This window comes from Nitratidesulfovibrio termitidis HI1 (assembly GCF_000504305.1).
Lineage (GTDB): Bacteria > Desulfobacterota > Desulfovibrionia > Desulfovibrionales > Desulfovibrionaceae > Cupidesulfovibrio > Cupidesulfovibrio termitidis.
In genome coordinates this window covers 2,534,906-2,548,507 of the sequence record NZ_KI632512.1, presented here as the reverse complement: position 1 = coordinate 2,548,507, position 13,602 = coordinate 2,534,906, and the positions used below count along the sequence as shown (strand labels likewise).

The window sequence follows — 13,602 nt, the reverse complement described above, 5'->3', positions numbered from 1 at the left end:
TTCTATCCACGCCCCCGCGTGAGGGGCGACCGGCGCCGGGCTGGCTGCGGCGGATGTCGTTCGGGTTTCTATCCACGCCCCCGCGTGAGGGGCGACCCTGGCCTTCGATAAGGGCGCGTTCCATTTTGTTGTTTCTATCCACGCCCCCGCGTGAGGGGCGACCAGGGCCAGGATACCGGCGGTGTACGGCGTCGATGTTTCTATCCACGCCCCCGCGTGAGGGGCGACAGGCTGGACGAGGCCATGAGGCTTGAGGGGCTGCAGTTTCTATCCACGCCCCCGCGTGAGGGGCGACCTCGTTGGTGCCCGCGCCGCGCCCGACAAACAGGTTTCTATCCACGCCCCCGCGTGAGGGGCGACCCGGGAACGTGCACGTGCCGCACCCGCAGGAATGCGTTTCTATCCACGCCCCCGCGTGAGGGGCGACGTGTACGAGGCGTTGAGCAGTTGCGCCTCGGTGGGGTTTCTATCCACGCCCCCGCGTGAGGGGCGACTTGCGGACCTGTTCCGTGTTCGCAGTAGTGTCGGTTTCTATCCACGCCCCCGCGTGAGGGGCGACCGGCCCGGCAAGGTCACGGTGCCCCACCCGCGAGTTTCTATCCACGCCCCCGCGTGAGGGGCGACCCCCTTGCGTCCAGCGGTCGGACAGGCGCAGGCTGTTTCTATCCACGCCCCCGCGTGAGGGGCGACGTGGCGCCGCCTTTTACGCCGTCCGTTTCGCCGGTTTCTATCCACGCCCCCGCGTGAGGGGCGACCAATGCGTGTCGTGCCCCACTCACCCCAGGACTTGTTTCTATCCACGCCCCCGCGTGAGGGGCGACAAATGCGAACCGCCAAAACCTCACGCCTCATGAGGTTTCTATCCACGCCCCCGCGTGAGGGGCGACCACCCCGCCCGCGAGTGTCGTGGCCGGGTAAGCGGTTTCTATCCACGCCCCCGCGTGAGGGGCGACCAATGCCTGCACCGTCTGCGACGTGCAGGTTTCCGTTTCTATCCACGCCCCCGCGTGAGGGGCGACAATGCCCGCTTCGGCGGGCATTGTTTCTTTAAAAGTTTCTATCCACGCCCCCGCGTGAGGGGCGACCAGCCACGTCCGTGACTTCACCGTCCCCGGAGCGGTTTCTATCCACGCCCCCGCGTGAGGGGCGACGCAACGTGCACGACCGTGGGGGCGCAAGACCTGGTTTCTATCCACGCCCCCGCGTGAGGGGCGACTACGAAATGGCGCAAGTTCTGCAAACTTTAAAGTGTTTCTATCCACGCCCCCGCGTGAGGGGCGACCAGGCGGCCGGAGAAGTCCTGCGAGATGCGGTCGTTTCTATCCACGCCCCCGCGTGAGGGGCGACAGACGATCTTTCCGCCGTCGCGCCGCGCCAGCAGGTTTCTATCCACGCCCCCGCGTGAGGGGCGACCCTCCACCCCGTGTGCGAGCACGCCGGGGGCGCGTTTCTATCCACGCCCCCGCGTGAGGGGCGACCCTGCCGGGCGTGGCGGGCGTGCAGTTGCTGGAGTTTCTATCCACGCCCCCGCGTGAGGGGCGACCGCATCCCGGTGCAGGATGACGGGACCGTGAACGGTTTCTATCCACGCCCCCGCGTGAGGGGCGACTGCGGGCAGGGGATACCACCGGTACGGTCCCCAGTTTCTATCCACGCCCCCGCGTGAGGGGCGACGCAGCAACACGCGCATAGTCCGCCAGCCTTTTGGAGTTTCTATCCACGCCCCCGCGTGAGGGGCGACGGTAGTGGGTGGACCAGAACGGGTCGTCATAGCGGTTTCTATCCACGCCCCCGCGTGAGGGGCGACTGTAGGTGCCGTCAAGCCCCGGTACGAGGCTTGTTTCTATCCACGCCCCCGCGTGAGGGGCGACATGGACGCGCCGCGCCTTGAATACCTCATGGGCCTGTTTCTATCCACGCCCCCGCGTGAGGGGCGACCTGCATAGCAGTGGTCGCAGGCCGGGCTCACCTTGGTTTCTATCCACGCCCCCGCGTGAGGGGCGACTCCAGCACTTCCAGCAGGGCCTGGGCGTGACCGGGTTTCTATCCACGCCCCCGCGTGAGGGGCGACCTTCTGCGTCGTCCAGTTCCAGCACGTCACCCACGTTTCTATCCACGCCCCCGCGTGAGGGGCGACCTGCGACAGCCCGTGCTTGTGCATCAGCGCAGAGTTTCTATCCACGCCCCCGCGTGAGGGGCGACAGGTTCTCCTTTCTCCTCGCCCCCGGCACCAAGGGTTTCTATCCACGCCCCCGCGTGAGGGGCGACCGTGGAAAACCGGGTCCGCTGCGCCTTTCGCCAGTTTCTATCCACGCCCCCGCGTGAGGGGCGACCCGGCAGCATGGCCGCTGCCGCCATGTTCTTCATGTTTCTATCCACGCCCCCGCGTGAGGGGCGACAGCGCAGCCAACGTTCCCGCGCGCATCCTGTTCCCGTTTCTATCCACGCCCCCGCGTGAGGGGCGACCGGCGCCGGGCTGGCTGCGGCGGATGTCGTTCGGGTTTCTATCCACGCCCCCGCGTGAGGGGCGACAGGTATGGAGCTATCCGACGACCCCCTTGGTCCGGGTTTCTATCCACGCCCCCGCGTGAGGGGCGACCCTGCTCGCCTGTTCTTCTTCCGCCGTGAACCGTGTTTCTATCCACGCCCCCGCGTGAGGGGCGACACGTCCGCCCGGATGGCAACAACAACAACAACGGGTTTCTATCCACGCCCCCGCGTGAGGGGCGACCCCCTGACGGCCATGTCCCGCAATACGGATGCGCCGTTTCTATCCACGCCCCCGCGTGAGGGGCGACACGTCCGCCCGGATGGCAACAACAACAACAACGGGTTTCTATCCACGCCCCCGCGTGAGGGGCGACCCCCTGACGGCCATGTCCCGCAATACGGATGCGCCGTTTCTATCCACGCCCCCGCGTGAGGGGCGACTGGAATACCAGCGGCAAGGGCTGGACCCTCCGGCGGTTTCTATCCACGCCCCCGCGTGAGGGGCGACGACCGGGCGTGAGAGAGGAACAGGCGGGGGCTCGGTTTCTATCCACGCCCCCGCGTGAGGGGCGACGTCGCCAGGTCTTCCGCCTGCCGGGTATCGAACCGGTTTCTATCCACGCCCCCGCGTGAGGGGCGACCAAGGCACGTCGCACCCCATCCCGCGAGGCAAGGTTTCTATCCACGCCCCCGCGTGAGGGGCGACTACGGGCGGGATCGTTGGGGTGGTGCGGTTCGGTGTTTCTATCCACGCCCCCGCGTGAGGGGCGACGGGTACCCCTGCCGCCCTGCACTACCTGTCGTACGTTTCTATCCACGCCCCCGCGTGAGGGGCGACGTCAAAGGGGTGGGCGCTCACGCGGCGGCGCGTGGTTTCTATCCACGCCCCCGCGTGAGGGGCGACGGAACGTCAGGATGTCGGCGCCGGTATTCAGCGAGTTTCTATCCACGCCCCCGCGTGAGGGGCGACCTGCTGGCCCTGACGGACCTGACCGACACCCTGCGTTTCTATCCACGCCCCCGCGTGAGGGGCGACCACGTCGGCCAGGGTGGACGAGGCGGCGGAGTTGTTTCTATCCACGCCCCCGCGTGAGGGGCGACTTGCGCACGTCGGGCCGGGACAGCAAACGGTCCCAGTTTCTATCCACGCCCCCGCGTGAGGGGCGACCAGGCGCACCTTGTTGTGCACCTCTGCCGTGCCGGTTTCTATCCACGCCCCCGCGTGAGGGGCGACAACCGCGTGGACGTGCTGTGCACGCCCGACCTGGTGTTTCTATCCACGCCCCCGCGTGAGGGGCGACAGGGCCGGGAGGAGTGGGAGCGCCCGGCATTACGGTTTCTATCCACGCCCCCGCGTGAGGGGCGACGTGGAATCCAGCACGGTCACCTGCAGGGGAGACTGGTTTCTATCCACGCCCCCGCGTGAGGGGCGACCATCGTCAACCGCATGAGCGCCACACAGGCGCTTGTTTCTATCCACGCCCCCGCGTGAGGGGCGACGAGCAGGTACAGGTGCAGCTTCCGTTGCTCGACGGGTTTCTATCCACGCCCCCGCGTGAGGGGCGACATCCTGCCGCCGATACCCACGCCGTGGCGCAACCTGTTTCTATCCACGCCCCCGCGTGAGGGGCGACATGCGTCACCCCGCAGAACGCCAATCTTTCCGACGTTTCTATCCACGCCCCCGCGTGAGGGGCGACGGGAGAGGCTCGCGATGAGACGCAACTACAACCAGTTTCTATCCACGCCCCCGCGTGAGGGGCGACGAAGGGCCACCTTGATGGCCCACCGCCGCACCTGTTTCTATCCACGCCCCCGCGTGAGGGGCGACCAGCGTTCGCTCCTGGCGCGTGTGCATATCGCCAAGTTTCTATCCACGCCCCCGCGTGAGGGGCGACTGCCATCCTGAAAACGTATGCGGGGCGGGGATCACGGGGATGACATCCGCGAACCTCGCGCCATTTGGTCAATGCCCATGCCTTTCAGATGGTGTGGCGCTGTAACATGCTTCCCCATTAAGGTTTTATCCCGCGCGAACCTGCCGGGAAATACCCGTACGCCAGAGGTTCGCGCGGTACTATCTGCTACACCACAAGGGGGCCTTCAAGGTCCACGGGTTCCTTGAACCCCACGTGTTCAACCCGGCGCTTGCCGTCGCGGCCAAGGCGGTAGAAGCGCAGGCTGTCCTTTTCCGGGGCGATGGTGGACACAAGCTTGTGGCGCAGGGTTTCCCATTGGCCGGGGTCCACCTCGCACTCGAATACCGAAAGCTGCACGCGCTGGCCGTAGTCCAGGCAGAGCTTGGCTACCCGGCGCAGACGGGTTTTGCCTTCGCGGTCTTCGGTGTTCACGTCGTAGGTAATGAGCATGAGCATGGCTATTTCCACAAGAACGGGGGATAGGCGTCCAGTTCGCCGCGCAGATGGCGCGCCAGCAGCATGGCTTGCGTATGCGCCAGCAATCCTATGGGCATCCGTTCATCCAGAAAGGGGTGCAGCACCTCTTCCTGTTTGCGTTTCTGCCACGCCACAAGCACATCCTTGCGTGCATCGTCGGCCAGCACCACGCCGCCGGAGCCGCTGCGCTTGAAGTCCTTGGGGCCCAGTTGCCCCCTGTTGACGAGCGAAAGGACCAGCCTGTCCGCAAGCCAGTGGCGGAATTCTTCCATGACATCCAGGGCAAGGCTTGGCCTGCCCGGCCTGTCGCGGTGCAGAAAGCCCACTTGCGGGTCCAGCCCTACGGTTTCCAGTGCCGAACGCACGTCGTGGGCAAGCAGGGTATACACGAAGGACAGCAGGCAGTTGACCGGGTCCAGCGGGGGGCGACGGCTGCGCGTAGTGAAGGTGAAATCCCTGGTCCGCGTCAGGATGAGCCCGTCGAATACACCGAAGTACAGCGATGCCGCCTCGCCCTCGATGCCCCTGATCTGCTCTTCCGTGGTGGCACGCGCCACCCTGTCGAGCATGTCGGCCATGGACGATGCCGCCGATGCGATGGCCGGAGCGTCCGCGCTGTCGCCATGGTCGCGCAGGAAACGGCGCAGCACCGTCCGGGCGTTGATGATCTTGCCCTGTACGAAGTATCCGCAAAGCAGGACGCGGGCCTCGGGCTGGTCGGCACGGCGGTATTGCTCGCGCCGCAACAGCACGTTGCCCGAAACCGGCCCGCGCACCGAGGCCAGAAACCGCCCATGCTCGGAAAGAAAGCTGACGCCGATGTCCTGTTCGGCGCAGGCCGCAAGCAGGGGCGGACTTGCCGATACCAGTCCGAAGCACACCACCCCGCCAAGCCCGTGCAACGGCACCCGCAGGCGGGTTTCCTGTTCCACCCGCACGGCCACGGCCTCGCCGTCCTTGGCAAGGTAGGCGCCCTGGGTGGTCACGTAGAGCGTATTGAGCAGGCGTCGCATCAATCGTCCTCCTGACGGGGTGGATGGGGCGGGAACTGGAGCGGAGCGGAGGACATGACGACGTCCCGCGCGCCATTCCGCGTGTCCTGCGGGACACCGTCCGGGGCGCCGTCAAGGATGCCATCAGGGACGCCACCCTGCGCACCGGGGCGGGCGTCCTCGTCGTGCGCAGCCCGCCGGGCCTGCGCCAGATAGCGGGCGGCGCTGCGCCCGCCCTGGGCGAACGTGCCGGGGCGGCAACGGTCCGCGAGCGAACATCCCTTGCACTTCGGGCCGGGTTCTGGCTGTGGCGTGACGCCAGTGGCGACAAGCGCATGCAGGGCCATGGCCGTCTCGCGCACTTGCCGTCGCAGGTGTTCGTCCAGTTCCACCGTCTGGCGCTGCCGCGTGGCGGCATAGAACAACACGCCTTGCGGTACTGTGCGCCCGGTCATTTCCTCAAGGCACATGGCCTGCGCGCAAAGCTGGATGTGGTCGGCGGCGTGGCGTTTGGGCCGCCCCTGCTTGTATTCCACGGGGCAGGGACCGTCGGCGGCAAATTCCACCGCATCGGCCCGCCCCGCAAGGCCAAGCGCCAGCGAGCGCAGGGGCACGCCGAATTCCGTGCGTACGCCCCTGCGCCGCTCCATGCCCGGCCTGTCCACCCGCTCGTGCAGGATATTCCCCAGCGCGGTGTGCACGTTGTCGTCCCACACCTGTTCGATGTGGATGAGCGCGCACTGGCGCGGGCAATAGATCAGATGCTGCAACGCCGAGACCGGCAGCAGGTCGGATTCCGGGTACATGGCGGACCGCCTACAGTCGCCGGATCACCCGCACACCGGCGGGCGCCCCGGCATCGTTCACGGTGATGGCATAGTCTTCGAATGCGCGCGCCGGTCCGGTGGCCCCTTCGGCCCTGGGCGAGGCCACCAGGCCGAACAGCGTGTGCGCAGGCGCGTTGCCAAGGGTGCCCTCATGCTCGAAGACGATCAGGGCGCGGGACGCCATCTTGCCGCGCGCGGCGGAATGGTCGTGCTCGAACATGTTTTCCAGCGCCTGCCAGAACAGTTCAAGATCGTCGTCGGTGAAGCCGGTCTGGGCGGCCAGGTGCGCGGAAACAAAGCCCTCCGCCCGGTACAGACCATAAGGGATGATGGACTTGCGGCCCATGGTGCGGTTGTCGCCTTCCTGTGCTTCCGCCTCGCGTTCGGTGGCCACGGCCATGCGGGTGATGGAAATATCCAGCGGCACCACCGGCTCCACGCTACGGGCAAAGGCCATCTGCACCGGGCCGCGCACCTGGCCGCAGCTGACGTCCTTCAGCGACATCACCGCGCCAAAGGTACGCACGTCGTAGAAGTTGCGGCACATCCACTTGCGGGCCTGCTCGGTCTTGTCCGCCTTCTTGTCGACCTCTCCAAGCGCCTCGTGCGCCCGCTTTTGCTGCACCGCAAGCACGGCCTTTTCACGCACGTAGATTTCATGCGGGGCAGCGTTGCCCTTCACCAGTTCCACGAAGTTGCGCACCTTGCGCTTCAGGCACACGTCGGTGACGAGGCCACGGCTGGTTTCCGGGTCCAGTCGGGGCAGGTTGCCCGCGTCCGGATCGCCGTTGGGGTTGCCGTTCTCCACGTCGAAAAAGAGCACGAATTCGTACCGCTTGCTGATGGGCTGGGACATTGGGGCTTCCTCCTGTGTGTGCTGCTAGTCGTCCGCAGGAACGGGGGCCTGCGCGGTGGTGTCGGCCTTGCGCCACAGGGCGTTGCGCTGGTGGTAGTAACCCAGCGCAAAGCGCCCCTGCTGGTCCATGGTCAGATGGGCGGGAAAGTCGTCCAGGCCTTCCATGACCTCGCCCAGGCGTTTGTCCGAGATGTAACCGTAGTCCGCCTTGGAAATGTGGAACTGCGCCAAGTGGATCAGCCGGGGGAACACGGCCCGTGGGGTGGCGGATGCAGCGCCGTAGAAACGGTCCCGGATGGTGGCGTTGATGCCGGGCAGGGCGTCCTGCTGCGCTTTTTCAAGGATGGCGAACAGCCGCCCCAGCCTGTAGCCGATGTCCGTGGATGCGGGGTCCAGAGTCACGCCGACCTCCCATGTGTTGTCGCCCTTCGGGGCGCGGGTGAAATAGCCTTTGAGCAGCGCGGCGCGCAGGTAGGAAACCTCGTGATCCGCGCGGATGCGTCCGATGATGGCCGCCAGCAGGCTGCGTGGGTATGGGCGCCCGCCAAGAATGGCGCGCATCAGCGCGCCGGACAGCGTGGGCGGTATGTTGTCGCTCTTGCGCAGCGGGGCGAGTTCGATCAGCAGTTGCCACATGCTGGGGAATTCCGGATCGCGGGGGTGGCGGCGCTCCGTCTGGATGTCGCGGAAGTGGCTGCCCACGCGCGCCGCGATCTTGCCGGTGGTCGATACCTCGAAAAAGCGCACCGACAGCCGGGCGGCATTGGGGGCAAGGCCCAACACATAGAAACGCACGTCGGTGTCGCCCAGTTCCGGCGGCATGCGGCCCTCGCGCACCGCCTCCAGAACGAGGCGAACACGTCGGGCCAGGCCGCCGTCATCCGCCGTCTGGCCATCGGCATGTCCGGCTTCGTCTGGGGCGTCGTCCGCGGCGGCAGGAGCCGGGCCTTTATCCAGAAACAGGCCCAGCAGGTCTTCCAGCACGTGTGGCCGCTCGCTCCAGAACACCGTGGTGGCGTCGCCGATCTGCACGCGCCGGTTGCTGCCCGCCCGCAGCAGGTGGTTGAGCGCCGTGGTGTATCCGAAGGTGGCAGCCTCGGACACGGGGGCGTTGTGGTTCTGTTCCTTGCCGTAGGAGGTGAAGGCGTCGAGATTGAAGGAGACCAGGGCTGCGCCGGAGGACTGCGCCCCGCGCACGCCCTTTATGGCCGGGTGCAGCCGGGCAATGGAGGCCAGTTTGCCGGTGACGAGGCAAAAGCCTTGTTCCGCATCGGCGGACTGGCCGCGCAAGGCCTCCCACGCGGTGCGGGCGGCAGGGCGATCGTGGATGTAGCCCATGTCGCCGTCCAGCCGGAACACCACGTTCCACCCGGCCACCTCGTCCCACGGCAAGAAGGTGGAGATTACTTCCGGAGCGCGTTCCGGTTCCCATGCATCAAGAAAGGCACGCACGGCGGTGAGGCCCGCATCACCATCGTCAGGTATGGCTAGGGTCTGCTTACGAAAGGCAAGGAAGCACTTTCGGGTATGGTCCGGTTTGCCTTTGGCGTCGGCCCCCAGCACGTAGCCGGTATTGTCCCACAGGAAGTTCGGCGGGGGATTCGTTCCGGCTCTTTTCTTTCCAGGGTGGGGGACAAACAATTCCTTTGGCACAAGTTTTTTGCCATCCTGTATGCGCAGGTCGTGCACATCCAGCAACGTGCCGTCCTGCCCGATGACCAGTGCGAAGTGGATTTTCTCGCGGCTGTAGCCCTGCCGGGGCACGTTTTCCGACGGGTCGTCGGCAAGGCGCTGGTAGTAGGCATCCAGTGCTTGCAGGATCATGCCCGCACCTCCGGAGAGCGCAGGGGCGGCACGTCGATAACGCCGTCCTGCATGCAGGCCCGGAAGAAGCGCGGCTGCCGCTCGCCGTCGGACCCGTAGTCCAGGTCGTGCAGCATCCAGCCAAGGTCGCGCTCGCCCTTCAGGGCATCGTCGAGGGGGGAGGATGGGGCATCATCCAGTGGTGCGAATGAGGCGGGGAACTCGCGGCAGCCCAGATAGGGCATGTGGAAGCACTGCCCCCTGGCCGCGCGCCGCAGAAAGATGTCGCGGTGCTTGGCTGTGTTGCGGCCATCCTCGTCGCGGGCTTCGAAATGGGCGTCGATGACGTAGCGCACGTCGCGCAGCAGCAGGGTGGCCCGTTGCTGCCGTTCGTCCTCCACAAGGATGCCCAGTGGCCGTTCTGGATCCTTCATGGCCGCAGTGACGGACCCGAGGGGAATCTTGCAGCCCACCTCGTTGCGCCGCACCGAATCGAACCGGATGGGGTTGAGCACGCGGATGCGGTCCACCACCCACGCAATGGCGGGTTTCCAGTAGATGGCCTCCAGCAGCCCGCGCGCCGCCGAAGGCGTGATGACGTCATAGCTGACGCGCTCGGTCTTGAACTCCGGCCTGGTGAAGCAGGCGTACTCTCCCCAGACCGCAAGACTGACGCCAAAGGACATGGGCACCTCCTCTGTGGGCATTCGGGACAGGGCGCGTTCGGCGTGTCCGGCGCCGGGCGTCCGTTCCGGGGCTTGATTCGCTGCGGGACTGCACCGGCTTCACCCCAGCAGGCTTTCCGGATTCCGGAAGGTGGGGTTGTCCGCGCACAGTCCCATCCGATCATCGTACAGGTCTTCGTTTATCAGTACCGCGCATTCTTCTGTAGCCAGGCGCGCTGCTCCGGCCTGCACCAGCGCGGCCAGCACCCTGGGGTACACCCCCACCGTGTAGCGCTGGGCGCGGCGCAGCAGGCGGGCCGGGGCCGGTATGTACGGCAGTTCGGCAATCAGGGCGCGCGCGTTGTCGTCATAAGGAATGAGGAGCGGAATGGTGTCGTCGGGGATCAGCCGGAAGAGGTGCGCCACTTCCGGAAAGGGAAAGTCCAGGCGCTGCGCGCCGTCCCGCATCAGGGGCAACAGGTTGGCGCTGTCCAACTTGTCCCCTTTCTGCCAGTAGAGTTCGCGGAAATAGGCCTCCACGGTGTCGAGGGCCAGCGGGTCCGGGTTGCGGCGCAGCGCCGTGCGCGCGGCTTGCGCGGCTTGCTGAACGAACGGGGGAGTGTGTTTCTGCTGCATGCGACCCTGCTGCGTGCTGTTTTCCGGCGGGCTGGCCTGCGGCGTGAACAGATACACCTGCCCGCGCTCCAGCTTGCCCTCGCGGTTGCAGCGCCCGGCGGCCTGCGCAAGCGAATCCACCCCCGCCATGGCGCGGTAGACCACGGGAAAGTCGATATCCACCCCGGCCTCCACCAGTTGGGTGGCCACCACCCGGCAGGGCTGGCCCTGAAGCAGGCGCTGGCGGACGCCGCGCAGCACTTCCGTGCGGTGCGCCGGGCACATGGCGGCGGAAAGGTGCACCGCATCTCCTTGCGGGGCGAGCAGTTCGTACAGGGCGCGCGCGTGGGGCCGGGTGTTGACCACGCACAGCACCTGCGGCTGCCCGGCCAGCCGGGCGGCCAGTTGCGCGTCGTCCAGGGGGCCCGCGTCGGTCACCTCCACCCGGCGCAGCGCGGCGGCAAGCTGTTCCGGATCCGGGGTGATTTCCCGCACCTGTTCCAGGCCCCGGTCGAAGCCTTCTCGCTTGCCAAGGGCAGGCTGCGTGGCCGTGCACAGCACCACGCTGCACCCGTAGTCCAGCACGAGGGCGCGCAGGACTTCCAGGCAGGGCAGCAGATGTTCCGGAGGCAGCATCTGCGCCTCGTCCAGAATCACCACGCTGCGGGCGATGTTGTGCAGCTTGCGGCAGGGGGACCGCCGGGCGGCAAACAGGGATTCGAGGAACTGCACGTTGGTGGTCACCACCACCGGCGCGTCCCAGTTTTCCGCGGCCAGTACGGAGCGGCGGCCTTCGCCCGCGTCGTCGTCCTGCCCGTCTCGTCTGGGGGTGACCGGCGTGCCGTCGGCGCGCAGGGGCACGAAGTTGGAGTGGTGTTCCAGCACGGCCTGGTCGTCGGTGTCGTCCAGGGCCTCGCGGAAGACCCGGGCGGTCTGCTCGATGATGCTGGTGTAAGGGATGGCGTAGATCACGCGGCGCAACCCGTGGGCCCGCGCATGGTCCAGCGCGAAGGCGAGGGAGGAAAGCGTCTTGCCGCCTCCGGTGGGCACGGTCAGCGAGAACAGGCCGGGGGCGTGCAGGGCCGCGTTGCGGCAGGCGGCAAGGATGCCCGCGCGCAGCTCGTTCACCGGGGTGGCCGGGGCGCGGGCGCCAAGGTGGCCCAGATGGCGATCCAGCCGGGTACTCAGTTCCGAAAGCGGAAGGTAGCCGCGCCGCCATGCAGTCTTGTCCGGCGTGGTGAAGGCCTCGGTGCACAGGGAATCCGCATCCACGAGACACGAGAACACCATACGCACGAAAAGCATCAGCTGAAATCCGAGCGACGGCATACGCCCGGCCAGCGGCAGACCGGCAATGTCGGGCACGCGGGCGGCGATGTCGTCGTCGGGGCTGTGCCACGGTTCCACCGCCCGCTTCAGACGCGGGGACAGCGACTCGAAGCCGTCAGGCAGCCCCGCATGATGTCCGGCCAGAACGTAGGCCAGCAACCTGCCCACGCCTTGTTTGTAATGCCCGTGCGCCCACTGCGCCCCGGCGGTGGAATGGTCCGGCCCGCGCCCGGGGCCCTTGCCTGCGGCCGAAGCGCGCAGATAGGCCTGAAAGGCTGCCGAGTGCTTGCCGACGTCGTGCAGCAGGCCTGCCGCCAGACCCCATTCCCTGGCTCCGAAGGCGGAAGCGAAGTCCGCCGCGAGGTCTGCCACCTCTTCAAGATGTCGCGAAAGCGGCTCCCAGTCCGATTCCGGTCGATTCGCAAGGGTGTGCGCGTAGTTCATGGGGGGACGTTAAGCAAATGCGAATAGCGTGTAAATTGGCTTGTATCCTTTGCGGCGAAAGCAAAGGAGAAGAGAGAGGCGACCGAGGGATAGTCGCATGCCTGCTGGCACTGATGCCAAGGGTACGTGGGGGATGGCTAGGCCAACGAAAAAGGTTGCATGGCCGCTGGGGTGCGGATGCAACCTTCTGTCTCTTCGTATGGTGCCCGGAGCGGGGATTGAACCCGCACAGCCGTGAGGCCGAGGGATTTTAAGTCCCTTGCGTCTGCCAGTTCCGCCATCCGGGCACGGTGGGAATGGGCCGAAACCCTAGTATGCGGGCGGGTTGCCGTCAATCTCGGGGTTGCCGAGGGCGGTGGCCCGGGGGGATGGCCGCAGGCGCAGGGTGGCTGCGGCGTGCCGGACTGCCCAGTCTGACGTCAGATGCCCAGTCCGGCGTCAGATGCGCGGGGTGACGGCAAGGGGGCAGGGGCCGGAGCATCAAGCGGCATCGCAAACCCAACGTGCCGACAGGTTGCGCCCAATTCGTCCAGTTCGACTAGTTCGACGAGGCAGGCCGGGCACACCGGAGACGCCGGAGAGGCCAGACAACCCCGACAGGTTCGGATAGGGCAGGCCAAGTCCCCCCCCAAGCAGATCCCGCCAGGCCCGGACCTATTCAGGCAGGCCCGAGCAGGCCGCGCGCGCCTACGCCTATTCCCCCGGTTTTCCCCCAGCCTTGCCGTCGCCCTTGCCGCGTTTGGCGCGGGCCGCTGGCGGTTTGGGACGGGTGGTGGGCATCACGTCCAGTGCCGGGTCCTTGTGGGCATGGGCGGCCATGCCCGCGCGGGCGTCGGGCAGGCGTAGGGTGGCTTCCTGCCAGGCGCCGTCGGCCAGCAGGTACAGGTGCAGCAGGTCCAGCCCCTTGTCCACGAACAGCATGCGGCCTTCCACGTCGCCGCGCAGCAGGGGGGCCACGGCGGCGCAGGCCGCGTGGAACGCCGTTTCCTCGTGGTGGGCGAACACGCATTGCACGCGCAGGGCATCGCCCGTGGGGGTGAAGTCGATGTGCTCGCCGCCGCTGGCGTCCAGCGCGCCGTGGATGGCGTCTACCAGTTCCGCCTCGCGGGCCAGCAGGTCGTTATAGCTCAGTTCCGGCCCGTAGACGAAGTGGCCGAAGAGTTCGCAGTCGAATTTGGCCATGGT

General features: G+C 67.0%; 8 protein-coding genes, 1 tRNA gene and 1 CRISPR repeat array (1 of these 10 running past the window's edge). All 9 genes read right to left on the bottom strand.

Annotated elements, in window-relative coordinates; translation table 11 throughout:
* Nucleotides 1–4,388: a CRISPR direct-repeat array (repeat unit 32 nt; unit sequence GTTTCTATCCACGCCCCCGCGTGAGGGGCGAC) (it extends 529 nt beyond the left edge of the window).
* 186 nt (nt 4,389–4,574) lie between these two features.
* The 9 genes from cas2 to DESTE_RS10300 all read right to left on the bottom strand — a co-directional run bounded on the left by cas2 (nt 4,575) and on the right by DESTE_RS10300 (nt 13,599).
* On the bottom strand, nt 4,575–4,865 hold the full coding sequence (cas2, locus tag DESTE_RS10340) for a CRISPR-associated endonuclease Cas2 (RefSeq protein ID WP_035067445.1): 291 nt from the start codon (nt 4,863–4,865) through the stop codon (nt 4,575–4,577).
* 2 nt (nt 4,866–4,867) lie between these two features.
* The gene (gene cas1c, locus DESTE_RS10335) at nt 4,868–5,899 is read right to left on the bottom strand and encodes a type I-C CRISPR-associated endonuclease Cas1c (protein WP_035067443.1); all 1,032 of its coding nucleotides are present in this window, start codon (nt 5,897–5,899) and stop codon (nt 4,868–4,870) included.
* Nucleotides 5,899–6,684 (bottom strand): CRISPR-associated protein Cas4, encoded by a 786-nt coding sequence (gene cas4 / locus DESTE_RS10330; protein ID WP_035067441.1) that lies wholly within the window; start codon nt 6,682–6,684, stop codon nt 5,899–5,901. The genes cas1c and cas4 overlap by 1 nt, the downstream gene beginning before the upstream one ends.
* A gap of 10 nt (nt 6,685–6,694) precedes the next feature.
* Nucleotides 6,695–7,561, bottom strand: a complete 867-nt coding sequence (cas7c, locus tag DESTE_RS10325; RefSeq protein WP_035067439.1) for a type I-C CRISPR-associated protein Cas7/Csd2 — start codon at nt 7,559–7,561, stop codon at nt 6,695–6,697.
* A 24-nt stretch (nt 7,562–7,585) separates the two neighbouring features.
* Entirely contained in the window at nt 7,586–9,385 is a 1,800-nt protein-coding gene (gene cas8c / locus DESTE_RS10320; protein ID WP_035067437.1) for a type I-C CRISPR-associated protein Cas8c/Csd1, read from the bottom strand.
* Nucleotides 9,382–10,050 (bottom strand): type I-C CRISPR-associated protein Cas5c, encoded by a 669-nt coding sequence (cas5c, locus tag DESTE_RS10315; RefSeq protein WP_035067435.1) that lies wholly within the window; start codon nt 10,048–10,050, stop codon nt 9,382–9,384. Before cas5c ends, cas8c begins: the two co-directional genes overlap by 4 nt.
* Before the next feature lie 99 nt (nt 10,051–10,149).
* A complete protein-coding gene (locus tag DESTE_RS10310; RefSeq protein WP_035067433.1) occupies nt 10,150–12,417 on the bottom strand; it encodes a CRISPR-associated helicase/endonuclease Cas3 in 2,268 nt (755 codons plus the stop codon).
* Nucleotides 12,418–12,617: 200 nt separating this feature from the next.
* Nucleotides 12,618–12,704: transfer RNA gene (locus DESTE_RS10305), tRNA-Leu, on the bottom strand.
* A 406-nt stretch (nt 12,705–13,110) separates the two neighbouring features.
* Nucleotides 13,111–13,599 (bottom strand): hypothetical protein, encoded by a 489-nt coding sequence (locus DESTE_RS10300; protein WP_035067431.1) that lies wholly within the window; start codon nt 13,597–13,599, stop codon nt 13,111–13,113.
* Between the last annotated feature and the right edge of the window lie 3 nt (nt 13,600–13,602).

Bases quoted from the DNA above. Each gene is read 5' to 3' on its own strand.
- cas2 (WP_035067445.1), bottom strand. From the start codon at position 4,865: ATGCTCATGCTCATTACCTACGACGTGAACACCGAAGACCGCGAAGGC.
- cas1c (WP_035067443.1), bottom strand. From the start codon at position 5,899: ATGCGACGCCTGCTCAATACGCTCTACGTGACCACCCAGGGCGCCTAC.
- cas4 (WP_035067441.1), bottom strand. From the start codon at position 6,684: ATGTACCCGGAATCCGACCTGCTGCCGGTCTCGGCGTTGCAGCATCTG.
- cas7c (WP_035067439.1), bottom strand. From the start codon at position 7,561: ATGTCCCAGCCCATCAGCAAGCGGTACGAATTCGTGCTCTTTTTCGAC.
- cas8c (WP_035067437.1), bottom strand. From the start codon at position 9,385: ATGATCCTGCAAGCACTGGATGCCTACTACCAGCGCCTTGCCGACGAC.
- cas5c (WP_035067435.1), bottom strand. From the start codon at position 10,050: ATGTCCTTTGGCGTCAGTCTTGCGGTCTGGGGAGAGTACGCCTGCTTC.
- DESTE_RS10310 (WP_035067433.1), bottom strand. From the start codon at position 12,417: ATGAACTACGCGCACACCCTTGCGAATCGACCGGAATCGGACTGGGAG.
- DESTE_RS10300 (WP_035067431.1), bottom strand. From the start codon at position 13,599: ATGGCCAAATTCGACTGCGAACTCTTCGGCCACTTCGTCTACGGGCCG.